17 protein-coding genes are annotated in these 23076 nt (G+C 64.0%); 8 read left to right on the forward strand and 9 right to left on the reverse strand.

Annotated features, from left to right (window positions below; genetic code table 11):
* The first annotated feature begins 72 nt into the window (after positions 1 to 72).
* Together ACP7BY_RS01285 and ACP7BY_RS01290 are read left to right on the forward strand one after the other, a co-directional pair.
* A complete protein-coding gene (locus ACP7BY_RS01285) occupies positions 73 to 2043 on the forward strand; it encodes a glycoside hydrolase family 127 protein (RefSeq protein ID WP_405052994.1) in 1971 nt (656 codons plus the stop codon).
* A gap of 291 nt (positions 2044 to 2334) precedes the next feature.
* Entirely contained in the window at positions 2335 to 4812 is a 2478-nt protein-coding gene (locus ACP7BY_RS01290; RefSeq protein WP_137902561.1) for a TonB-dependent receptor plug domain-containing protein, read from the forward strand.
* An 80-nt stretch (positions 4813 to 4892) separates the two neighbouring features.
* Here ACP7BY_RS01290 and ACP7BY_RS01295 read toward each other — a convergent pair whose 3' ends face one another.
* The 3 genes from ACP7BY_RS01295 to ACP7BY_RS01305 are packed head-to-tail and all read right to left on the reverse strand — an operon-like array spanning position 4893 to position 6032.
* Entirely contained in the window at positions 4893 to 5090 is a 198-nt protein-coding gene (locus ACP7BY_RS01295; RefSeq protein ID WP_033965143.1) for a hypothetical protein, read from the reverse strand.
* Between the two features lie 37 nt (positions 5091 to 5127).
* The gene (locus ACP7BY_RS01300; protein WP_033965141.1) at positions 5128 to 5589 is read right to left on the reverse strand and encodes a MarR family winged helix-turn-helix transcriptional regulator; all 462 of its coding nucleotides are present in this window, start codon (positions 5587 to 5589) and stop codon (positions 5128 to 5130) included.
* Positions 5590 to 5606: 17 nt separating this feature from the next.
* A complete protein-coding gene (locus tag ACP7BY_RS01305) occupies positions 5607 to 6032 on the reverse strand; it encodes an Ohr family peroxiredoxin (protein ID WP_033965139.1) in 426 nt (141 codons plus the stop codon).
* Positions 6033 to 6180: 148 nt separating this feature from the next.
* On the opposite strand from ACP7BY_RS01305, the gene ACP7BY_RS01310 reads away from it, so the two are divergent.
* From ACP7BY_RS01310 to ACP7BY_RS01320, 3 genes are all read left to right on the forward strand, one after another.
* Positions 6181 to 6825 (forward strand): DsbA family oxidoreductase, encoded by a 645-nt coding sequence (locus ACP7BY_RS01310; RefSeq protein WP_033965137.1) that lies wholly within the window; start codon positions 6181 to 6183, stop codon positions 6823 to 6825.
* A 174-nt stretch (positions 6826 to 6999) separates the two neighbouring features.
* On the forward strand, positions 7000 to 8643 hold the full coding sequence (locus tag ACP7BY_RS01315) for a glycoside hydrolase family 43 protein (protein WP_137902606.1): 1644 nt from the start codon (positions 7000 to 7002) through the stop codon (positions 8641 to 8643).
* Between the two features lie 78 nt (positions 8644 to 8721).
* Complete coding sequence (locus ACP7BY_RS01320) at positions 8722 to 9906, forward strand: endo-1,4-beta-xylanase (RefSeq protein WP_137902560.1); 1185 nt, start codon at positions 8722 to 8724, stop codon at positions 9904 to 9906.
* Here ACP7BY_RS01320 and ACP7BY_RS01325 read toward each other — a convergent pair.
* The 3 genes from ACP7BY_RS01325 to ACP7BY_RS01335 all read right to left on the reverse strand — a co-directional run bounded on the left by ACP7BY_RS01325 (position 9901) and on the right by ACP7BY_RS01335 (position 16022).
* Positions 9901 to 10632, reverse strand: coding sequence for a DUF1223 domain-containing protein (locus ACP7BY_RS01325; RefSeq protein ID WP_033963927.1), 732 nt, complete (start codon positions 10630 to 10632; stop codon positions 9901 to 9903). The two genes, ACP7BY_RS01320 and ACP7BY_RS01325, sit on opposite strands and share 6 nt — an antisense overlap.
* Positions 10629 to 11528: a helix-turn-helix domain-containing protein gene (locus ACP7BY_RS01330; RefSeq protein WP_171010476.1), complete on the reverse strand. Its 900-nt coding sequence runs from the start codon at positions 11526 to 11528 to the stop codon at positions 10629 to 10631. Before ACP7BY_RS01330 ends, ACP7BY_RS01325 begins: the two co-directional genes overlap by 4 nt.
* Before the next feature lie 261 nt (positions 11529 to 11789).
* On the reverse strand, positions 11790 to 16022 hold the full coding sequence (locus tag ACP7BY_RS01335) for a trifunctional serine/threonine-protein kinase/ATP-binding protein/sensor histidine kinase (protein WP_171010475.1): 4233 nt from the start codon (positions 16020 to 16022) through the stop codon (positions 11790 to 11792).
* Between the two features lie 263 nt (positions 16023 to 16285).
* On the opposite strand from ACP7BY_RS01335, the gene epsC reads away from it, so the two are divergent.
* Together epsC and ACP7BY_RS01345 are read left to right on the forward strand one after the other, a co-directional pair.
* Positions 16286 to 17254 (forward strand): serine O-acetyltransferase EpsC, encoded by a 969-nt coding sequence (epsC, locus tag ACP7BY_RS01340; protein WP_033963928.1) that lies wholly within the window; start codon positions 16286 to 16288, stop codon positions 17252 to 17254.
* A complete protein-coding gene (locus ACP7BY_RS01345; protein WP_171010474.1) occupies positions 17251 to 18000 on the forward strand; it encodes a gamma-glutamyl-gamma-aminobutyrate hydrolase family protein in 750 nt (249 codons plus the stop codon). Before epsC ends, ACP7BY_RS01345 begins: the two co-directional genes overlap by 4 nt.
* A gap of 22 nt (positions 18001 to 18022) precedes the next feature.
* Here ACP7BY_RS01345 and ACP7BY_RS01350 read toward each other — a convergent pair whose 3' ends face one another.
* Positions 18023 to 19372, reverse strand: coding sequence for an FAD/NAD(P)-binding protein (locus tag ACP7BY_RS01350; protein ID WP_137902605.1), 1350 nt, complete (start codon positions 19370 to 19372; stop codon positions 18023 to 18025).
* Between the two features lie 320 nt (positions 19373 to 19692).
* Here ACP7BY_RS01350 and ACP7BY_RS01355 point away from each other — a divergent pair, with 320 nt between their 5' ends.
* Positions 19693 to 20295, forward strand: coding sequence for an alpha/beta hydrolase (locus ACP7BY_RS01355; protein WP_137902558.1), 603 nt, complete (start codon positions 19693 to 19695; stop codon positions 20293 to 20295).
* Between the two features lie 77 nt (positions 20296 to 20372).
* On the opposite strand, the gene ACP7BY_RS01360 is transcribed toward ACP7BY_RS01355, so the two are convergent.
* On the reverse strand, positions 20373 to 22457 hold the full coding sequence (locus ACP7BY_RS01360; protein WP_137902557.1) for an alpha/beta hydrolase family protein: 2085 nt from the start codon (positions 22455 to 22457) through the stop codon (positions 20373 to 20375).
* Between the two features lie 52 nt (positions 22458 to 22509).
* Positions 22510 to 23067, reverse strand: coding sequence for a DUF2497 domain-containing protein (locus ACP7BY_RS01365; protein ID WP_249340817.1), 558 nt, complete (start codon positions 23065 to 23067; stop codon positions 22510 to 22512).
* Between the last annotated feature and the right edge of the window lie 9 nt (positions 23068 to 23076).

Raw genomic sequence — 23076 nt, forward strand, 5'->3', positions numbered from 1 at the left:
ATTGATGGGACATCCCATCTTTGTTTGTAGCACAACAGCTTGCCCAGCGAAGCATAGACCGAGGAAAAGGCATTGACGAAATCGGCTTACTGTACCGGCCATTCGCGGCGCGACGTCCTTACATCCGCGGCAAAGACCGCGATCGCCGCCGGCATCGTGCCGATGAGCGTTGCGTCGGCCGGTGCCGCCGCCGCGACGCAGCCGGTCCCTGAGGCTGCGGGCACGGTGCAGCCATTCGATATCGCCCAAGTCGAACTTGGCGACGGCCCCTTTCTGCATGCCCAGAAAATGACCGAAGCGTATCTCCTGCGCCTTCAACCCGATCGGATGCTGCACAATTTCCGCGTCAATGCCGGGCTGCCCCCCAAGGCACCCGTTTATGGCGGATGGGAATCCGAGCCGATCTGGGCGGACATCAATTGCCATGGTCATACGCTTGGTCACTATCTGTCCGCCTGCGCGCTGGCATGGCGATCGACGCGCGACCCGCGATACAAACAGCGCGTTGCCTATATCGCCGACGAACTGGCCGCATGTCAGAAGGCATCGGGTACCGGCCTGGTCTGCGCCTTTCCAAAAGGGCCCGCGCTACTGGCCGCCCATTTGCGCGGCGAGCAGATCACTGGCGTGCCGTGGTACACTCTGCACAAGGTCTTTGCGGGCCTGCGCGACGGTGCGCTGCTGGCGGAGAGCGACACGGCGCGGACGGTGCTGATCGGCCTTGCAGATTGGGCGGTGATCGCGACGCGGCCCTTGTCCGACGCGCAGTTCGAGGCAATGCTCGACACCGAGCATGGCGGCATGAACGAGGTGCTCGCCGATCTGTACCTCATGACCGGCAACGCGGAGTATCGCACCCTATCGCAGCGCTTCTCGCACAAAGCGATCCTGACCCCGCTTGCGGCGGGGCACGATCAGCTTGATGGCCTTCATGCGAACACGCAGATTCCAAAGATCGTCGGCTTCGAGCGCGTCTATGAGGCGACCGGAGACTCCCGTTATCACGATGCCGCGGTGTTCTTCTGGAAAGCGGTGGCGCTGACTCGGTCCTTTGCCACCGGCGGCCACGGCGACAACGAACATTTCTTCCCGATGGCGGAGTTCGACAAGCACGTTTTTTCCGCCAAGGGTTCGGAAACCTGCGGCCAGCACAACATGCTCAAACTGACGCGGGCGCTCTTCCTGCAGGATCCGCAAGTGGCCTATGCCGACTATTACGAGCGCACCCTCTATAACGGCATTCTCGCGTCACAGGATCCCGACACCGGCATGGCCACCTACTTTCAGGGTGAGCGTCCGGGCTATATGAAACTGTATCACACGCCCGAAAACTCCTTCTGGTGCTGCACCGGCACCGGCATGGAAAATCACGTCAAATACCGGGATTCGATCTACTTTCACGACGATCGCTCGATCTATGTAAACTTGTTCATCCCCTCGACCGTGCACTGGATCGAACAAGGCGCGGTGCTGACGCAGACAACGGCCTTTCCGGAAACACCGTCGACCACGCTCAGCTGGACTTTGAAGCAGCCGACGGCGCTGACGTTGAAATTGCGCCACCCGCGCTGGAGCCCGACGGCGGTGGTCCTCGTCAACGGAAACGAGGTTCTGCGCTCCAATACCGCCGGGCACTATATCGAGCTCGCGCGCGTCTGGCGCGACGGTGATCGGGTCGAGTTGCGCCTGGCCATGCATCTCGGGATCGACCGGGCCCCGGCCGCGCCCGACATCGTTGCCCTCACCTATGGCCCGCTGGTGCTGGCCGGGGCACTGGGCCGCGAGCACCTCGAGCCCGGATCGGACCTCGTCGTCAACGAACGCAAATATGGCGACTATAACGACGCGGCTTTCGCACCGCCGACGCTCGCGGGGAATCCGGAGACGCTGCCACAAACGATCCGTGCCACCGCCAAGCCTCTTGAGTTCACGATCCCCGCTGCCGACCAGCAACCGCTACGACTGGTCCCCTATTACCGGATCGCGCACGAGCGGTACGCGACCTATTGGAAGCTGGGGTCAAACGACAACCAACCTGTGTAGAAGGCGGAGTCGTGCGCCGGGCTGCCGGCTAACGCAGGCCCCTTCGTTCGAGGCGCGACGATCGAGGCCTCCGGGTGCAGTGCCCGAGATCCGGTCGCCGCGCCGTTGCGGTCGCGCCGCCCCCGCCCCTGCCGCCGCAGAAGCAATTCTTGGCCGCGCTAAGGGTTTCGCAGCATTGTAATCCCAGGCGATGCGGAGGATTTCCAAGGTACCCGCGCTGCCAGCCGCGCGCCGCCCCGGCCTTTCTGGCCAACAAAACAAGAAACGTGATTTCGCAAAGGGACTTTGTACATGATCAACCTCCGCCCGAGCCTCGCCGTCGCCGTGTCCGCGCTGGCGCTGAGCTATGCCGGTGCCGCCAGCGCGCAGAGCGTTCCCGCCAACGCCGGCGAAGCAACCGCCCCGGAACCCGCCGCCAACCAGGACATCGTGGTGACGGGCACGCGCACGACGGGCCGCTCGCGGTTGAACAGCATCGCGCCGATCGACGTGTTGAGCGCCGCCAACCTGCAGCATCAGGGCACGACCGAACTCGCCGCCTCGCTCGCGGCGATCGTTCCGTCGATCGACTTTCCTCGCTCCTCCGCCGTTGACGGGACCGATTCGATCCGTCCGGCAACGCTGCGCGGGCTGTCGCCGGATCAGACGCTCGTTCTCATCAACGGCGTAAGGGCGCACACTTCGGCGCTGCTCAACACCAACGGCTCGGTCGGGCGCGGCTCAGCGTCAGTCGATCTGAACACGATCCCGTCGGTGGCGCTGGACCGCATCGAAGTGCTCCGCGACGGGGCCGCTGCCCAATATGGCTCGGATGCGATCGCGGGCGTCGTCAACCTGCGGTTGCGCGAAGCGCGCACGGGTGGCGGAGCGTCCGTCACCTACGGGCAATATATCACCGACGTGACCACCGCGCGCGGCGCGCGCAGCGAGCATGACGGCAAGACGGTGACCGCGTCGGGATGGCAGGGCATTGCACTCGGCGAGGACGGTTTCCTCACCATTTCGGGCGAATATCTCAACCGCGGTGCCACCAGCCGTGGCGACTTCGATCCGCGCAAGACCCCGCTGACCGTGCGGTCGCGCTTCGGCGACCCGGCGGTCGAGCAATTTACCGGCTATGTGAATGCTGCGGCACCGCTCGGCGACACCGGCTGGACGCTCTATGGCTTTGGCGGATACCAGCATCGCGACAGCACCAGCGCGGCGACCCCGCGCATCAATGGCGGCACCGACGCCAATGCCAATGCCGCGGCGCTCGCCACGCTCTATCCCGATGGCTTCACGCCGCTGATCGCGGTCGAATCGAACGATCTGACCGAGACGGCGGGCATTCGCGGGGAATTGTCGGGCTGGAAGGTCGATTTCAACGTGTCCTATGGACGGAACCAGCTCAACTTCAACACGCGCAATTCAGGCAACGCCACCTATGGCGCGAATTCGCAGAAGAACTTCTACGACGGCAAGCTGACCTATGACCAACTGGTCGGCGGGATCGACGTCTCGCGTGAGCAACCGCTCGGACAAGGCACGATCAACATCGCCTGGGGCGTGGAATATCGCCGCGAGAGCTTCCAGATCGGCGCTGGCGAGCCGACGTCCTACAATCGCGCGCCTGGTGCTGCATCCACATTGGCCGGCGGTGCGCAGGGCTTTCCCGGCTTCCAGCCGTCGAACGTGATCGACAAGCATCGCGACAACGTCTCGGGCTATCTCGACCTCGAAGCCAAGCCGACCGACAAATTGACGCTCGGTGCCGCGGTGCGCGGCGAGAGCTATTCGGACTTTGGCGAGACCGCGACGGGCAAGCTCAGCGCACGCTATGACTTCGCGCCCTGGTTCGCCATTCGCGGCACCGCCTCGACCGGATTCCGCGCGCCCTCGCTGCAACAGCAATATTTCACCTCGACCGCATCGGTGCTGGGCACCGGTGGCGCGGTGGTGGAAACCGGCCTGTTCCCCTCGACCAGCGCGGTCGGCGTGGCACTTGGCGGACAACCGCTGCGCGCCGAGAAATCGCGCAACCTGTCAGCGGGTTTTGTGCTGCGTTCGGGCGGGTTCGATCTCTCGGTCGATGCCTATCAGATCAAGCAGCGCGACCAGATTGCCCTGTCGGAAAATCTGAGCGGCACTGTCGTTGCGGCGCTGCTCGCGCCGTATAATGTTTCCGCCGGGCGTTTCCTGCTCAACGGCATTCGCTCGACCACCAAGGGCATCGATATCGTCGCGCATTATCGCAAGGCGACTCCGGCAGCCGGCACCTTCGACCTGACGGCTGCTGCCAATTTCAACGATATCAAGCTGACCAGCTTCCCGGGCAACACCACGATCACCGCGCTCGTAAACGGCGTTTCGACGAGTTCGACCCAGGCGCTGTTCACCCGCCAACGCATCATTTCGTTCGAACAGGGCACGCCGCGCGAAAAGGTGGTCGGCACGATCGACTGGTCGCTCGAGAAAATCGGTATCACCGGCCGCGCGTCTTATTACGGTGACGTGACCCAACCGAGCAGCGGCAACGGGTTGGCGGCGAATGACATTCACAGCGGCCGCCACACGATTTTCGATCTCGAGGCACGCTATCAACTGGTGAGGAACGTCAACGTCGCGGTCGGCGCGAACAACCTGCTCGACACCTATCCCGATTATGTGAAGCTCACCTCATCGGTCGGCACCACGTTGAACAGCACCGGGTTGGTGGCATTCCCGTATTACTCGCCGTTCGGCTTCAACGGCCGCTACGTCTACGCGCGTATCGGCCTGAGCTGGTAACATCGTGCAGGATTCGGGGGGCGGTCGCTTGGTGGCCGGCTCCCCGATCCGGCGTGCGCAGCAGCGGCGTATCGTCGCCCTCAGCCATCGTGGAGGTCGAGGAACGCCACCACGTCATTTTCGGTCGCACACCACAGACCCGCCTGCACCTCTTCGGGCTGTTGGCTGGCGAGCAGCATCGCCTCGGCTAGCGGACCATAGAACAAGGTCTGCGCAACCGCGTCGTTCTCGTCGAGATAATAGAGCCGCACGGTGGCGGTGGAGGAAGTCGTGCGCATCGCGGTGTCCTGCGACGGCGCGTCGCATTACGCAATATCAACTCGGCGACACGGTCGCCTCAGCCGTCGCAAGCACCGCGACCAGATGCTGTACGCTGGCGCGCAAATCGATCAGTTCGTCGGGCGACAAAGAAAGACCGCTCGCCAAGGTTTGCGGCACATCGCGTGCTTGCTGGCGGAGAGCCCGGCCTTGCTCGGTGAGGGCGACCAGAACGCGTCGTTCATCGGCCGTGTCGCGCTTCCGGGTCACCAACCCGGCCGCCTCCATCCGCTTGAGCAACGGTGTCAGCGTCCCGCTGTCGAGATGCAGTTGCTCGCCGAGCGCGCCGACGCTTTGCGGGGCCTGCTCCCACAAGACCAGCATCACCAGATATTGCGGATAGGTCAGCCCGAGCTTGGCCAACACCGGGCGGTACAGTCGGCCGAACAGGTTGGAGGCGGCATAAAGCGGGAAGCACACCTGCCGGTCGAGCCGCAGGAAATCGTCGTCTTCGCCCATTGCCGCCTCCTCCTCCGTCACTTGGTCGCGACGGTGATCTTGACGTCGATATTGCCCTTTACCGCGTTGGAATAGGGGCAGACGGCATGCGCGGCCGCGACGATCGCCTCGGCGCTGGCCTGGTCAAGCCCGGTGATCGTCACATCGAGCGCGACCGACAGCACGAAGCCACCCGACGCGTTGGGCGACAGACCAACGTCGGCGACCACGACAATGTCGTCATCCTTGACCTTCTCGGCCTTGCCCCGCGTGACGTGGATCACGGCATTTTCAAAGCAGGCGGCGTAGCCGGCGGCGAACAATTGCTCGGGATTGGTCGCCCCGCCCTTGCCACCGAGCGACGTCGGCAGTGCGAGTTGGAGGTCAAGCAGGCCATCCTCGCTACGAATGGTGCCGCTGCGGCCGCCAATAGCGGTTACCTTCGTGCTGTAGAGCGTGCTCATCGTCGTCTCCTTGCTAAACTGTGGAATGTCGAACGCGTTTTATATTGTGTACAATTTAATTGAATGCAAGTGATATTCTGATGGTGTATTTTTCCGGCGGAGTTCCCACATCGCGTTTCGACACTCCTCCAGCCGCAGATGGTGCCGCATGCCAAAGCCGATGAAGATCGATTTCGTTTCCGACGTTTCGTGCCCGTGGTGCATCATCGGGCTGCGCGGGCTTGAGGAGGCTCTTGCGCGGACGGGCGATCTGATCGACGCCGACATCACGTTCCAGCCATTTGAACTCAATCCGCAAATGGGCAAGGACGGCCAGAATATCGGCGAGCATATCGCCGAGAAATATGGCTCAACGCCCGAACAGTCCGCCGCCAACCGCGCGATGATCCGCAAGCGTGCCGCCGATCTGGGCTTCACGATGCAGATGAGCGACACCAGCCGGATCTACAACACGTTCGATGCGCACCGGCTGCTCCACTGGGCGGAGATCCAAGGGAAGCAGGCGGCCTTGAAACGCGCGCTCTTCGACGCCTATTTCACCGATCAGCAGGACCCGTCCGACCACGCCGTGCTGGTCGCCGTCGCCGAGAAGGTGGGGTTAGATCCGGCGCGCGCCGCTGAAATTCTCACCAGCGACCTGTATGCCCCAGAGGTTCGCGCCGCCGAGCAACTCTGGCTCTCGCGCGGAATCCATTCGGTGCCCGCAATCGTCATCAACGATCAGTACCTCATTTCGGGGGGACAGCCCCCCGAAGCGTTCGAGCAGGCGTTGCGCGAGATCGCCGCCGCGTGAACCTGCCCTCCTCGCATGGGCGTATCGATGTATCGATGCTGACCGGAAAAACGACATCCCGCTAATTGTCTGAGTTGTTCTTTGATGTATGGTCCGGCTCACGGGCAGGTCTGGTAGCGATGGTCAAGCATCGGCCACCTGAGGCGGGAGAGTCGAATGAAGCAGCGATCGTCCATGCGGTGCCGAGGGCCGATCGCTGTCCTGCTGATGACATGGGCTGGTGCAGCCCATGCCGACCCCGCGCGGTTCGAGGACTTTAGCTATCAGGGGCGCTCACAGGAGCAGGTCGCGAAAGGCGTGGGCCAGTATATCAACCCCATCTTGTCCGGCTATTATCCCGATCCTTCGGTAATCCGCGTCGGCGATGATTATTTTCTGGTCAACTCGTCCTTCTCGCACTTCCCGGGGCTGCCGATCTTCCGGTCGAAGGACCTGGTCAGCTGGACGCAGATCGGCAATGCGATCGATCGACCCGAGCAGCTTGATTTTACCGGGCGCACGGTTTCGCAAAGCGTGTTCGCGCCCGATATCTCCTACCACGACGGCGTCTTCTACATCGTCAATACGTGCGTGCAGTGTGGCGGCAATTTCGTCATCACCGCGAAAAATCCGGCAGGTCCATGGTCGAACCCGGTGTGGCTACCCTTCGAAGGGATCGATCCGTCCATCTTCTGGGACGGCGACAAGGCGTATATCGTCAACAACGGTGCCCCCGACGAAACGCCACGCTACGAAGGCCATCGCGCGATCTGGATGCAGGCGTTCGACTGGCGGACGCTGAAGCTCGTCGGGCCGCGAACGCAGATCGTCAATGGCGGGGTCGACCTGTCCAAAAAGCCCATTTGGATCGAAGGTCCGCACCTCCTGAAACGCGACGGTCGCTATTATCTGATCGCCGCCGAGGGCGGGACGAGCGACAACCATTCGGAGGTCGTCTTCCGCGCCGATTCCGTTGACGGCCCCTATGTGCCCTTTCCGGGCAATCCGATTCTCACCCAGCGTACGCTCGACCCCAGCCGCGCCAATCCGGTGACATCGGCGGGCCATGCAAAGTTCGTCCAGACGCAGAACGGAGAGTGGTGGGCGACCTTCCTCGCGACGCGTCCCTATAAAGACGGACTCTACAATATCGGGCGCGAGACCTTTCTCCTCCCCGTCACCTGGCGCGACGGCTGGCCACAGATCTTGCCCGCCGGAACCGCGATCCCGTTCGCCGCGCAGCGCCCGAAGCTGCCCAGGCAACCCGCACCGGCGCTGCCAATCAGCGGCGACTTTGGCTATGTCGACACCTTCCAGGGTCCGCGCCTCGGCCCGCAATGGATCGGCATACGCACGCCAAAACATCCGGTCTATCGGCTGGAGCGCGGTGCACTTGTCCTTGAACGCGGTGCCGCGCTGGGAGACGCTTCGGGCGCGCCCGCCTTTATCGGGCGACGGCAGCAGCACCCAATTGCAACCGTCTCGACCACCCTGCGCTATTCCCCCGACGCCGATGGCGACGGGGCTGGGCTCGCCGCGGTGCAAAATGATCGGTCGTACCTCGTGTTCGGCATCACCCGAATCGCAGGCAAGGCGATGATCGCGCTCTACACGCGCGACAACGCCGATACCGACACGCTCGTCGCCTCGGCCCCCGTCACCGCAGCCGACCCGGTGACGCTGACCATCCGCGCTGACGGCGGGACAATGGCGTTCGACTATCGTGTGGGCGGCCAGCAGCAAACGCTCAAGGCCGGACTCGACGACAGCTTCCTCAGCACCAAGCGCGCGGGGGGCTTCGTCGGCACCGTGATCGGCCCTTATGCTTGGAACCATTGATCATGCGACCGGTGCTGCGTCGCGCGGCGCGCCACGAAACGTCAGGAGAGCGGCAATGATTCGATCGGTCACGCACCCATGACCCAGCCCTTTACCCGCCGCGAAACACTCGCGCTCGCCGGACTCGGTGTTATCGGACTGGCGCTGCCAGCCCCCGCCTCTGCCGCGCGAACCGCAGCGGTCGGATCGCTCGCGGCAGCGGCGGCGCGCACCGGACGGCGGTTCGGATCGGCGTTCGCCTGGGGCCCGCCGGGGCACGACGGCGGGACGTTCGCCAACCCGCCTTATGCTGCGTTGCTCGAATCCCAATGCACCATCCTCGTTCCCGAAAATGAAATGAAATGGCAGGCGCTGCGCCCGACGCCGGACGGGTTCGACTTTGGTCGGTTCGACGCGATGATGGCCTATGCGCAGGCCAAGGGCTTTGCCGTGCGCGGGCACAATCTGTTGTGGCATCAACCGAAATGGATGCCGCGCTGGGAAGAAAGCCACGATTTCGGGGCCCGTCCTGCATCTGAGGCTGCGCGCCTTCTCTCGCAGCATATCGATACGGTCTGCACGCGATACGGCAGCCGCATCGAAAGCTACGATGTGGTCAACGAAGCGGTAAACCCCGCGGACGGCACCCTCTATGAGACCGCTTTGTCCCGCGCGCTGGGCGGTGCGACGACGACACTCGACCACGCCTTTCACACCGCGCGCGCCAGCGCGCCGCACGCCCAACTGGTCTATAACGACTATATGAGCTGGGAGCCCGGCAATGCCGCCCATCGCGCAGGGGTGCTGCGGCTGCTCGAAGGATTCCGGGCGCGCGGCGTGCCGGTCGATGCGCTGGGCGTCCAATCCCACATCATAACGCAGGGCCCGGACACCGCGCGCATCGTCGGGCAGTTGCAGCCGGATTGGTCACGGTTCCTCGATGCGGTGACCGTAATGGGCTATCGCCTCGTCATCACCGAACTCGACGTACGCGACAACGCCCTGCCCGCCGACCCGGCACCCCGCGACCGCGCTGTTGCGGATTTCACGCACGCCTATCTCGACGTCATGCTCGATTATCCGCAACTTCGCGATATTTTGGTGTGGGGCATGACCGACCGGTACAGCTGGATCGAGGGGTTCGAGCCCCGCCCGGATAAGGCCCTCCGGCGACCCTGCCCCTATAACCGCGACTTCACCGCCAAGCCGATGCGGACGGCGATCGTCGATGCGCTTTCAGGCGTCCCGCACGCTCGCCGATCTGGCACCAGCGCCTCGCTATAGCCGCTGCGCGGCCAGAATGCGGCCGCCCTTGCCCGCTTGAACCAAAATGGCCTCGCGCAAGCCGGGCCCGGCGGGCTGCGCAATGCGATAGGATTGCGCGCGCCCGGTCCAGGTGCCGATCGCGACGAGCGACCTGACAACATTTCGGTGTGGCAAGGTGCGCCCGCCATTCTCGCCGGCGCGGATCGGCACCAATTGCGTGCGGGGGTCGTAACGTACCAGCCACACCGTTGCTGGGGTCGCGACGCTGCCTTCGGCCACCGTCACGCCCCCCGCGTTGCGCACGATGGCAGGTGCCGATGCGGCGCGGTGGCTGGCCCGGATTGCCGCGGCGAGCTGGTGCGCATCATTGCCGACGACGGTGTCGTGCCCATCGATAATCACTTGCGGTGTCGCCACTTGCCCGCGCCCGGCAGCGTGCGCGTAATCCCATTGCCGCGCAGTGAACGTCGGTTGCGCGAACGTATCCTTCCAGCCAAGGTTATCCCAGTAGGTCACCGCGAAATTCAACGCGAGGACGTCGGGCCGGTCGGCAATCGCATTGAGGTTGGCGTTTGCCGGAGGGCAGCTCGAACAGCCCTGGCTCTCGAACAGTTCGACGACCGTTGGGCCTGCAGCACCCGCCGCGTTCGCCGTTGCGGGAAGGAGCGATACCATGGCCAGCGTCGCGGCGAGTCCGCTTGCAAGCCCCGCCCCCAGAACAATTCGAGCAGATACTCCCGTCATGATCGATCTCCGGCGTTGGAATAAGTGGGAAAGGACGATTCGGACGCGGCCATGCGGCGAAAGCTGCTGGGGTCGGCACCATAGGCTGCCGAAAACGCCCGACTGAAATGGCTGCGACTGGCAAAGCCGATATTCGACGCGATCATCTTGACCGGCAGTCGCGTCCCGTTGAGCAGATCGGCACCCTGCCGAAGCCGCGTTCGAGCAACAAACGCCATCGGCGTCATTGCGAGCTTTGCGGCAAATTCTCGCGCGAAGGCGGAGCGACTCATCGACGCCGCGAACGCCAGGCTGGATACCGTATGCGGGGCCGCCGGATTTTCGATGACCGCCACGATCGCCTTGCCCAGACGCGGGTCACGCAGCGCGCCGAACAGGCCAGCATCGCCTTCAGACCGCGCAACCGCGTCCCGCAACGCCATCACGATGCACACTTTCATCAAAGCATCGACCAGCGCACGGGATCCCTGCCCCGGTGCGGCTGCCTGACGAGTCATCAGGCCACACATCTGCTGGATCAATTGCGGTTCAGCCAGGACCGAGACGATGGGATCGCTCGCCGAAGCCAGCAACTCGAACGTGCCACTGACGCGTGCGGTCACCACCCCCATCGCGATCCGGAGCTCGCTGGCAACGCAATCGGCGTCCATCCCTTCGGCGGGTATGATCGTGCGCTCCAGCCCGGGCGGCAGCAAGATCAGCGTCCCCTCGCCGCACAGCCGATCGGACTGACGGGGAATCTTCAGCCGCATTGTCCCGGCAAGTATGTAATACACCTCGATGCCATCGCTGCGATTGCCCGCCAGCGCATGGCCGCACCTCAACGACAATTCACGAAAGCTCTGCACCGCAACGCTGAGTGTCGTTAGCATTGTATGGAATTCGGGTTCGTTCATCACATCCTCCGAACCGCTATTTCGCCGCTCCATCGACAATGGTTACAGAAGCGGTTCGATGGTCGGCGCAGAATGACGGGGCGGCGCGCTCGCCACCACAAGAAAACCTCGCACGCAGTTGCTCTTCACTCGCTCGCCCGTGGTCTCCCAAGGGTCATTCGTCGGCGCACTCGTCGACCCTCGTGCGCTACGCCGGTAAGGTAAAGTCGGCCGCGGCCCGAGGCGACCGCACCGTAATCGCCTCGGCCAGAAAATCGGGGACTACCTCCCGCTGCCGGTCTCGGCGATCGGCAAGCCGAAGGTGAAGACCGTGCCGCGCTCTTCGGCAGGGGTCGCCACCAGTCCACCGCCATGGGCGTCGACAATGGATTTGCAAATCGCCAGCCCCATGCCCATCCCCTTCTCCTTGGTGGTGAACAGCGGCGTGAAAATCCGGGTCAGATGCTCGGCGGAGATCCCGGTGCCTGAATCCTCAATCCGAACGACCGCTTTGCCCTCGCTCCGCTCGGTCGTTACCGTCAGGATCCGGTCGGCCTCGGGGATCGAAACCATCGCGTCGATCGCGTTCATGACCAGGTTGAGCACGACTTGCTGCAACTGGACATAATCGCCGGTCACGACCGTTTCCATTCCGTCCAGGTGCGCGATGAGCGCGACACCGCGCTGGTCGATTTCGGCCGCCGTCAGCTCAAGGACATCGCGCACGACGGCGTTCAGGATTACAGGTTCGCGCGAAGCCGGCTCCTGTTTGGCGAGCGCGCGAAGCCCGCGAACGATGTCGGCCGCGCGCAGCCCGCCGTCCTTGATCTGCTCCAGCCCGGATACCGCTTCCGGAATATTGGGCTCCGGCCGCCGCAACCATCGGATGCTCGCGCCCGCATGCGAAACGATCGAAGCAAGCGGTTGGCCAATCTCATGAGCAATCGATGCGGCAAGCCCACCCATCAGCGAAAGATGCGATGTCTGCGCCAATTCGGCCCGCGCGGCCCGCAACGCATTTTCGGTCTGCGATCGGCGCGCATCCTCCTCCATCAGTTCCGCGTGCCGGTGTGCGGTGTCGAGCGCAATACTGGCCACCGCGCCGATGCGCTCGATCAGCGCGACGCCCGACGGCGCGCAGATCTCCGCCGCGCATGTCTCTAAATGCACGATTCCCAAGAGCCGATTGCGCTGTAGCAACGGGATCGACAGAATATACCCCTTTTCCCGATCCCCCGTCATCGCGGGCTTTTGCGTGCGCATCACGGCCTGCAGGACGGTCGGATCCACGCGCTCGGCAGTCGGAATCGCGACGGCGCTGCCAAGCTCGATGCCATTGCGCGTGGCAACGCCCATCGATTCAATGACGGGTTCGCCATCCCGCAGGATCATCAGCAGGCCGCGCTGCGCGCCTGCGCGTTCCATCATTGTCCGCGTGACCATCGCGTTCAATCGATCGGAAGCAAGCTCCTGGGCAAAGGCCTCGGCGAGATCCAGGATCGTATCCAGATCGCGATCCTGATCGACCCGCTGCCGATCAAACCATTCCGGGTGATCGGTTTCGAGGCGTGCCGCTTTCGCGGTAGCGCCCCAATCGAGATAGCCGGTGCGTGCCGCCCGGCCATGATACGCAGCGGTCACGCCAAGCCCGATCGCCGTACAGTGTCGCGCCGCCAGTTCATGCGCCATCGCTCTTTCATGACCAAAGCCATCGCTCGCTTTGACCGCGCGATCATAAAGCTGCAGCGCCTGAAGATCCTCGCCGCGCAATCGCGCCATCTCCGCGTCGACCATGAGGAGCTTGTTCTCGAAATTCTGCGGGTTGAGCCGGGCCCATGTCTCCAGCTTGGCGCGGTGGATCGCCATCTGACCCAACGCATCTCCATCTTCGGCTCCATCTTCGGCGCGCTGTGCGATGCTCAGGGCCGAGAATAACGCGAAATAGGTCAGGTCGATATTGGCCGGCAGCGCCCAAGCCAGCGGCTCTGCGTCCTTGAGCACCCATTCGGCACGCGCGTAATCTTCGAAAAGATAGGCGGCGATACCGGCGTACAGGCGAACCCAGAAGCGAGTCGACGCCGAAGTGATCTCGCCCGCGGATTCGAAAGGTACCATCGCGTGACCGTTGCTAAGCTCACGCACCAGCCCCTGTTGCGCGCCGATCAGCAGCTCGATGTCGCGAAATGCGATACGGCGAGTCAAATCCAGGCCGCGCTCCGCCTCCTCGTCGACCAGGGAAAGCGGTGCCCCCATCATCAACAGGTCCGACACAAGGTGGTTGCGCGCGTAACATGTCATGCCAAGATCGCCCGCGGCATACCCAGCCGCAATCGCTTCGCGAATGCGGAGGATCGCGCAAGAGAAGGGCTGCGTCCACGGGCTGAGCTGATCCAGCGCGACGAGAGTACCCGTCCGCTGCGTCTCGAAGCCATGCCGATCGACCAGCGCGAGCGCGGCCAGGGCATATTCCAGGCCATCGGCATATTGCCCGTAGAAATCGCAAACGAACACCCCGAACCAGGCGAGTCCATAGGACGATCCCGCAGTCGCACCATGCGCCAGCGTCAGTTCGGCAATCTTGGCAAGGTGGATGAAGCGCAGGCCGTCATCTGAAAAAATTGCCGCCACCATCGTCGACAACAGCCCCATGATCGCCTCGATCGCGGGGTCATCGGTTTTGGGCAGATCCGCCAGGCTCGCGATCGGGGTATCGCCCAAAGCCGCGCGGACTCGCTCATAGGCGGCGTCGCATTCCTCGCGTGAGGGAAAACGATGGAGATCGACGCCGAGCAGAGCGAGCCCTGCCAGCCCCGCTGCGATCGCACCGTCATAATCGGAATGCAGCGTCCGGGTAACGGCCTTCAGGCGGTAGGCCTGGGCCCTGTCGATAGGTTCTGCCGCATGGATCAGTAACGCGTCGATCCCGTGCTCGGCCCGCTCTACAGCACCAATCTGCAAAAGGTTCTCGGCTCTGCGAAAGTTGATTTCGAACGCCAACCGATAATGGCTTTCCCACCACGCTTCGGAAAACAGGGCATTTGCCCCTTCAATATACCGTGTGACCTGGTCCACGGCTGCCGTTTGGAGAGCGCGCGCCGCCGCGTCGAGCAGGGTCCGCGCGAAGAGCGGTCTGTCGGTGGACGGAATCTCGCTTGCCATCGCCGCAACCACATGGTCGGCAATGTCAAAGTCGCTGACTGAGGCGGTGCCACGCAAACGCAGCAGCAGCCGGGCGAGCTCGACATGACGTACCGGTCGCTCGGCTTCTGGCGTCAACGCAATCGCGACCTCCATGATGCGGTCATGCGCGAACGCATATCGTGTCGCATCCCGATGGAGAAAACCGCCTTCGACGAGCGGCTGCGCCCGGTGCGTAAGGCGGTCAAGATCCACGCGGAGAAACGCGGCAAGCAAGCTGCCATCGGCGCGAGTGCCGATCAAAGCAAGCGCCTGGAGCACCGCGCGCTGTTCCTCGGGCAAGCGCTCGACGCGGCTTCCGGTAAAGTCGACGACATTGCCTGTCTGCACCGAGGATTCGAGGCCTTCCCCCGTCCAGGTCCAACAGCGCCGGGCAGCATCGTATCGGATGACGCCCGCATCGCGCAGGGCACTTAACACTTGCTGGACGAAGAACGGATTGCCTCCGGTTCGCGCATGGACGGCGCGCCCGAGCGCGTCGACATCGCGCGTGGTTCCGCCAAAGGTGGATTCGAGCATTTCCACGATGGCTGCGGCGTGCAGCGGTGCCAACGCGATTTCAGTAACCGGGAGCGCATGCGATTTGATGGCGTCCAGAAACCCGGACGGCTTCAGATGCAAATGCGCTTCGTCTTCGCGATAGGCTAGAATGACGAGGGTGTTTTGCGGTGGCGTCCTGGCGAGGCTGACCAACATTTCCAGCGAGAACGGGTCCGCCCACTGAATATCGTCCAGGAACAGAATCAACGGTGCCTCTCGCGTGGCGAGCGCACCGATGGTTGCCAGCAGCGCCTGATGCAGCCGAATTTTCGCAAGCGCGGGCGACATATCTGTTCTCGCACCCGCCGTCCCGAGAACGATCTCCATATCCGGAACAAGATCGACCACCAATCGCGTGTCGTTCCCCAATTGCGGAAGGAGGCGCGCGCGTAGGTTCTGCAACGTCGCGTCGCTTTCGCCGAGCAACGCATGCGTCAGGCCATGCAAAGCCTGGGCAATGGGCGCAAACGGCGCGTTGTGATGTAACTGGTCGCATTTTCCGGTGGTGAAACGATGTGGCGATGCCGCCATGAGCATCCGGAAGCGGCGTACCAACGCCGACTTTCCGACGCCGGACACCCCCGAAAGCAAAATCCCTTCTGCTGTGCCGCTGCCGCAAACCCGCGCCAGCGCGTCTGCGAGGGCAGCGCTCTCGGCGATACGGCCGAACAAACGGCGTGTGAACGTGGTATCCGACGGACCGTCACTGGCGGGCTCCGCAATATCGCGGTTTGGCGGCGTAAAGCTGGACGGGCTCCAGGGATCGGCTGAGGTCATATCAATCCAATACCGTTCAGAAAGGAGACTCGCATGCATCTGATCGGCATGGCCTTTCGGCCATGCAATAAAGTCGAGCGCGGCTCCGTCCCTGGGGAGGCGAAGGTCGCGCTGGATATATGGCGTAATACGGTTAGTCATCGGCGGATTGTACAATCTCAACACGGACGGCAATGTCGCGCGCAAACCCGCGCTTGCGCGGCCAGAAGCATTTCTATTATTTCCGACTGGATCGATAGGATATCCTCCACAAAGGAGGCCCCGTGACCGATTTACGCACCGACAACGATATCGCACCGATTCCCCCGCGCACCGTTGGCGACGCAATCGCCGATCTGCGCGAGGCGCGCGAGGAATGGCGGTCACGGCAGGACGAGGCACGCGATGTGGAAAGTTTCCCGTCGCGCGCGGCGCTGGAGCGGGTGCTGTCCCTGCTTGCCGCAGCGTTGTATCCGCGTCGCCTCGGCCATTTCCGCGGCCCCGTAGCGGAGGAGGACACTTTCGTTGTCGCCAAGCTGCTGGCCGCGATAACCGATCTCGAGCGTGAGATCGGCCATGAACTCGGCTATTGGCAGTGCGAGGCCGGGGCCTTCGAGGCCGACCATGCCACCACCATCGTGCGGCTGTTCACGGCCACGCTCGGCGACATCCGGCGCTTGATCGACAGCGATGTCGAGGCGGCGTTTCTCGGCGATCCGGCAGCGCGCAGCGTGGACGAGATCCTGGTCTGCTATCCCGGCGCGATCGCCAGCCTGCACCACCGCATCGCACACGAACTGAACAATCTGGGTGCCCCCATCGTTGCGCGGCTCATTTCGGAAATCGCCAACGAACGCACCGGCATCGATATCCACCCTGGTGCGCAGATCGGCCCGCGCTTCTTCATCGATCACGGCACCGGCGTCGTGATCGGCGAGACGGCGATCATCGGCGCGCGGGTGCGGCTGTATCAGCATGTCACGCTCGGCGCGCGCAGCCCGGTCGGGGCGACCCGCGACGACGTGCGCCACCGCCATGCCCGCCACCCGATCATCGGGGACGATGTCGTCATCTACGCCGGTGCCACCATTTTGGGCCGGGTGACGATCGGCGCGCGATCGACCATTGGCGGCAATGTCTGGCTACTTTCGGATGTGCCCGAGGACAGCGTGCTCGTTCAGCCGGAGGCGCTCCGGCTGGATCGCAAAGCGGGGCTGGACTTGCGCGAGACGTTGCTCGGGCAATCGGCATGACGGTGGCGAAACGCCCCGTCATCGGCGTGCTGTGCTGCAACGAAACACTGGGGCGGCCGGTGCAGACCGTCGCCACCCGCTTTGTCGCCCCCCTTGCGCGCTTTTCGGACAGCACGGTGATGCTGGTGCCGGCGGTGCGCGATGCCGTCGATATCGCCGTGCTCACCAGCCTGCTCGACGGCGTATTGTTGACGGGATCGCGCTCCAACGTCGCGCCGGAACGCTATGGCGGTGCCGCACTTCCCGAAGGCCAGCAGATCGACCGCGAACGCGACGAGGTCGCGCTCGCCTTGGCCGGACGGATGATCGAAGCCGGCAAGCCCGTGTTCGGCATTTGTCGTGGTTTGCAGGAGATCAACGTTCTGTTCGGCGGCACGCTGTCGACCGATTCGTGCAGGGGACGGCATCATCGCGGGTCCTGGGACGGGTGCTTCGACACGCTGTTCGGCCACCGCCACGATGTCGAGCTGAACGACGGCGGTCTGCTCGCTTTCGCGACCGGGCGTCAGCGGATGTCGGTTAACTCGGTCCACGAACAGGGCATCGATCGGCTTGGCAGCGGACTGACGGTGGAGGCGGTCGCCGCCGATGATGGCCTGATCGAGGCGATCCGCGCGCAACCGTGCGGGGCCGAGGTGCTGGCGGTGCAATGGCATCCCGAATGGGATGTCGATCACTCCCCAGAAAGCCGCGCCTTCTTCTCCGTGGTCGGCACTTCGCTGCGCGCCGCCTCAGACGCACGATAGCTACGGCCCCGGCGCTCCACCGCTACAGCCCTTCCGCCACCCAATGCGCGTTGGAGAGGCGGCGGGCCAAGGTCCACGCCTGCCCGCGAATGTCGGGCACCGCGACGATTTCCCAGAACGCGCCGCGCGTCATCGGCCCGAGCGCGAACAGGCGACGGTTGGCCATGCCATCACGACCGATCACCCGCATCTGCTCATCCACATCGATCCCGAGCCGCGCGGTATCGGGGCGAATGACGCCCCGCGCCACCAAAGCGCCGAGCATCGGCGCGCTGGTCCGACCGAGATCGCCTTGCGGGCCCGTGCAATTGATGATCCGTTGAACGATGCGGGTCCGTCGCGCGTCCTCTCCGCGAGGTCGCCACTCGACCGCAACACCGTCGGCGCATGTCGCAGCGAGACCGATCTTGCCAGCGACGATTTCAAGCCGCCCGCTTGACCGCAAGGCGGCGATGCGGTCGGCCACTTCGGGGGCCAAACGGTGGCGGTGAATGTCCCACCACGGGCGCGCGTGGCGAATGAACCGTGCGCGCTCCGCAGCGGTGGCGGCGCGCCACATATCCTGGGTGAATGGGCGCAACTCGTCGATCGCGCTGCGCCAGCCGATGGCCGCGCTGCGCCTGCGGAGGGCTCGCACCAGATGGGAGAGAACCGTCGACGGCCGCTCCGCAATCGCAGTCCACGCGCCAGCCGGTGCAGCATGGGCGTGCGGTAACAATCCTCGCCGCGACAGCGCGATAATCCGCCCCGCAAACCCCTTTGCCTCCAGCAGCAACACGACATCGACCATCGTCAGCCCGGTGCCGAGGATCAGCACCGTATCATCGTCGAGCAAGCCTTCGGTCGCCTCCGCACTCCAGCAATCGCCGACATAGCAGCCGGGTCCAAGCGATTCCGCCACCAGCTCGACCGGCGTATGCGGTGGCAAATTGCCCACCGCCAGCACAGCGGCATCGGCCTCGACCGAGGCACCATCGGCCAGCAGGACGCGCACGCCGCGATGCTCTGTCACGTCGACCGCCTCGCCGCGCACGATCCGCAAGCGGCCGGGAAAATCCGCGGCGACGCGATCGAGCAGTTCGCGCAGATAGGTGCCGTAAACCAAGCGCGGCACAAAGCTTTGCCCCGCCGCCGCGTGTCCACGACTCGCCAGCCAACGCACGAAATGGCCCGGATCGTCGGGAAACGCGCTCATGTTGGACGCTCGCACGTTGAGCAGATGCGATGGGTGCGCCGCGCCATAGGCAAGGCCAACGCCTGCATCCGCTTGCTGGTCGATCAGGGTCGCACGCGGTCCATCATGGCGCAGCACGTTGATTGCGGCGAGCGACCCCGAGAACCCCCCGCCGACGATCGCCACATGCGCAATCACGCCCTCCCCCGGGGGCCGATGCCATTGCTGCCGTTCCTCGAGCGTACGCGGTTCACATCCATCTCCCATGTCGTGCACTTCACCGAGAAGGACGCACCGGCTGCGGCGATATAGCCGAGCTTAGCGCCCAGATAGATTTCCCTGCGTCCAATTGCCCGCACTTCGGGACAGACTATCGATCTGGCGCAACCGGCATACGCTCTGGCGCAGCTCTATTGCCTAGTACCGTAGTAGGAATAGCTTTTGATACGTGGAAGCGAAATCCGACTCGACCTCCGGGAGAGTCGCAAGCGACCACCAAAGTTGATGGGAGAGCAGTCATGGTCTTTGTTACCGACGTGCTGACCGACACTCCGCTGCCGATCCTGGTATCGGTACGCGGTGATTCGCCGTCCTCCACCCCAATCGCCCGGGTCGAGCTGGACCTTTCGAAATTCCACAATGGCCGCTGGGCGGTGCAGCTCGACGCGACCTTTTCACGCGGCGATGCACCAGTGGTGATCCTCGCGCGTGGGGTGGCATGCCTGGCCATAGCGTGGTGGGCACAACTTTCGCCGCGCAGCTATCTGCGATCGGTTCGCGGTGCCGTGTTCGACTCGCCGCTCGCAGTGGACATGAGCCAAGTGGCCGTCGCCGCAGCAATCCGGAGTGGGCCTGCCTATCGCCTCCCCTTTCCCTCGATCGTGGTAAACGATGCATCGTTCCGGATCGGGGAGGTTCTGCATCTTGCCGACAAATGGGGCAGCCGGTTCGTCGAAAAGGCCGGAGCTTCGGCTGGCCAGCCCAGCAATCGCAACGGCCGCTTCACTGATGCCGAAGAGGGCCTGCTGGCCTATCTGGACGTGCTCGACCGAACCGTGCCCGCGCCGCAATCGCACGCCGCGCAGGTGCCCGAAGTCCCGGTCCTCGCCCCGCAAGACTAACCGTCATTGCCAAGGCGTACGACCGCGCGCCTGTTCCTGTCCCCGGGAGCCCGGGGACAGGATCGTCAAAGCAGGCGTCAGCCGCCCTTGCGGCCTGATGCGCCAACGATCGGGGGTTGCGGCGCAGTGGGAGCGGTCCACCTGTTCATCCACCCCAGCACTTCGCGATACCATTGGCGGCTCTCGCGTGGCTTCAGCACCCAATGGCTGCCGCCCGGGAACACCACCAGCCGCGATGGGATGTCGCGCCGCTGGAGCGCGGTAAAAGCGGCGATGCCCTGCGTATAGGGAATACGGTAATCGCCTTCGCTGGTGATGACGAGCTGCGGCGTTTTCCACGCGGTCACATGGTTGACCGGGTTCCACTTCTCGAAAGCGGCGGGATCCTCATAATAAGGATGGCCGCCATGCTCCCACTCGTCGAACCACAGTTCTTCGGTTTCATAGGCCATGGCGCGGGCGTCGAACACGCCGTCATGCTGCACGATGCACTTGAAGCGATCGGGCCAGTTGCCCTCGATCCAGTTCATCATATAGCCGCCATAAGAGGCCCCCAGCGCACAGGCATTGTCCGCGTCGAGCCACGCAAACTTGTCGGTCGCGGCCTTCAGCCCGGCTTTCAGATCCTCCAGCGGCCAGCCGCCCCAATTGTTGCGGATCGCATCGGTGAAGCCCTGCCCGTAGCCGGTCGAGCCGTGGAAATCGACCGCGACCAGGCCATAGCCTGCGCCCGCGAACACCGCCGGATTCCAGCGATACGACCAGCTATTGTTGCTCGACCCTTGCGGGCCGCCGTGCACCATGAACGCGATCGGCACCTTGCCGGTGCTGCCCGCAGGCTTCACCGCATAGCCCCACACCGTATCGTTATTGGCCCCGGTGAAGCTGAACTTGGTGACGCTCGGCATCTCGACATCGGCCAGCTTGGCCGCGTTGACCGAGGTCAGCCGTACCGAACTCTTGCCGGTCAGGCGGTAGAAATCGTCGGGCGCGGTCAGCGAATTCATCGCATACACCACGCCGGTTGGCGTCGGCACCACGGCCGAGACACTGCCCACCCCGGTCAGCCGCGCGACCGCGCCGGTTACGGGCGAGACCGACCAGATCGGCGTTTCCTGCGTATCCTCGGCGGTAACGAAAATCGTCTTGCTGTCGGGGCTCCACGCGATCGAGGCGACCGAGCGATCCCAGCCTTCGGTCAGCGCGCGCACTGCGCCGCTCTTCAGGTCGCGCAGCATCAGCACTTGCCGATCAGCCTCATAGCCCGGCCGCTTCATCGCGAACCAGGCGAGATACTTGCCGTCGGGTGACGTGGTCGGGAGATTGTCCATCCCGTCATTGGCATCGGTAAGATTGACCGGCGCAGCCGACCCATCCGCAGGTGCCGCGAAAATATCGAGATTGGTCGACAGCGGCTCGATCCGACCGGCCTCGCGCAACGCGAAATACACGATCTTGCCATCCGCGCTCCACGACACTTCCTCGCCGCCGCCAAACGGCTTGGACGGGGCGTCCCCAACCAGCTTGCCTTCGATCGGTAAGCCGTTGCCCGTCGCGCCCGCTGCCGTCAGCGGCAGGACGAACAGTTGCGAGCGCGTGCCATCGGCCCAGCTCGCCCAATGCCGCACGAACATCTGGTCATAAGTGCGACCATTGCCGGCATTGGCATCCCGCTTGATCATCGCCGGTTCGAGGCTGGGCGCGCCCGGCAAGCGATCGGCCCATATCAGCAATTTGTCGTCCTGCGGCGAGACCTTGAAGCCGCCCATCCCGCCCTTGAAATGGGTCAGCTGCAGCGGCGCGCCACCCGCGATGCCGATCGACCAGACCGCATCCTCGCCGCCCTTGTCGGACTGGAAATACACGGTCTTGCCGTCATGCGAGAATTGCGGCGCAGTCTCGTTGACGTCGGCCTCGGCGATCAGTTTTTCCGGGGCGGCACCTTTGCGCGTCAAATCGAGCCGCCACAGATCGAAGCGACCGCCATCGATGGTCAGGTCGGTCTCGCGCTGCTGCCACACCAGCCAATGCCCATCGGGCGAAACGGCTGGAGCGGAGACGCGCGACAGCGTGGACACATCGTCGATCGTCAGTTGGCGGGCGACCGCAGGCGCGGCAACGAAAGCGGCCGTCAAAGCGGTCGCAGCAAGCAGTGTTTTCATGAACGCAGGTTACAGCAGAACCGCGCGGCCGCTGCAATCACCGCCGGACGGCTTATTTGCCGGTAATGCGGTCGATTTCCTTGGCCACCATCGTCTCGACGATCGCGGGCAGATTGGCATCGAGCCAGTCGCGCAACATCGGGCGCAGCATATCGCGAACCATGCCTTCCAACGTGTCCGATCCGCTGACCTCGGGCTTGACCACCAGCCGCGACAGCACATCCAGCGGCCCGCGCGAGGCTTCGGCGGTGCGCGGTGAAACAATCGACTCGGGCGCGGGCGTTTCAGGCACCGGCTTTGCCGCGACGGGCGGCGGCGCGCGAACGGGTTCGGGGGCTGGCTCCGGCACGAGTTCCTCCCTGGTCACGGCCCGGGCGATCCGCGCCGATTGTGGGTAATTCTCGGGCTGAGGACGGCGGTCGAGCTCGGGGGCCGGTTGGCTCAACTCGAGAATTTCGTCGTCACTAAAAGGGGTTGGCTCGGATCGCGCGGGCAAAGCACGCGCCGGTCGCTTGGCACGCGCCGGGGCCGCGTCATTCTCTTCCGCGATGATCCGCTTGATCGATGAGAGGATGTCCTCCATCGATGGCTCCGCGCTCAAATCCCCCATCGACAACCC

This window comes from Sphingomonas sp. PSPC2-2 (genome assembly GCF_049897725.1).
GTDB lineage: Bacteria > Pseudomonadota > Alphaproteobacteria > Sphingomonadales > Sphingomonadaceae > Sphingomonas.

Excerpts from the sequence above, each read along its gene's own strand:
- ACP7BY_RS01290 (WP_137902561.1), top strand. The coding sequence starts at position 2,335 with ATGATCAACCTCCGCCCGAGCCTCGCCGTCGCCGTGTCCGCGCTGGCG.
- ACP7BY_RS01295 (WP_033965143.1), bottom strand. The coding sequence starts at position 5,090 with ATGCGCACGACTTCCTCCACCGCCACCGTGCGGCTCTATTATCTCGAC.
- ACP7BY_RS01300 (WP_033965141.1), bottom strand. The coding sequence starts at position 5,589 with ATGGGCGAAGACGACGATTTCCTGCGGCTCGACCGGCAGGTGTGCTTC.
- ACP7BY_RS01305 (WP_033965139.1), bottom strand. The coding sequence starts at position 6,032 with ATGAGCACGCTCTACAGCACGAAGGTAACCGCTATTGGCGGCCGCAGC.
- ACP7BY_RS01310 (WP_033965137.1), top strand. The coding sequence starts at position 6,181 with ATGCCAAAGCCGATGAAGATCGATTTCGTTTCCGACGTTTCGTGCCCG.
- ACP7BY_RS01315 (WP_137902606.1), top strand. The coding sequence starts at position 7,000 with ATGCGGTGCCGAGGGCCGATCGCTGTCCTGCTGATGACATGGGCTGGT.
- ACP7BY_RS01320 (WP_137902560.1), top strand. The coding sequence starts at position 8,722 with ATGACCCAGCCCTTTACCCGCCGCGAAACACTCGCGCTCGCCGGACTC.
- ACP7BY_RS01325 (WP_033963927.1), bottom strand. The coding sequence starts at position 10,632 with ATGACGGGAGTATCTGCTCGAATTGTTCTGGGGGCGGGGCTTGCAAGC.
- ACP7BY_RS01330 (WP_171010476.1), bottom strand. The coding sequence starts at position 11,528 with ATGAACGAACCCGAATTCCATACAATGCTAACGACACTCAGCGTTGCG.
- ACP7BY_RS01335 (WP_171010475.1), bottom strand. The coding sequence starts at position 16,022 with ATGACCTCAGCCGATCCCTGGAGCCCGTCCAGCTTTACGCCGCCAAAC.
- ACP7BY_RS01345 (WP_171010474.1), top strand. The coding sequence starts at position 17,251 with ATGACGGTGGCGAAACGCCCCGTCATCGGCGTGCTGTGCTGCAACGAA.
- ACP7BY_RS01355 (WP_137902558.1), top strand. The coding sequence starts at position 19,693 with ATGGTCTTTGTTACCGACGTGCTGACCGACACTCCGCTGCCGATCCTG.
- ACP7BY_RS01360 (WP_137902557.1), bottom strand. The coding sequence starts at position 22,457 with ATGAAAACACTGCTTGCTGCGACCGCTTTGACGGCCGCTTTCGTTGCC.
- ACP7BY_RS01365 (WP_249340817.1), bottom strand. The coding sequence starts at position 23,067 with ATGGGGGATTTGAGCGCGGAGCCATCGATGGAGGACATCCTCTCATCG.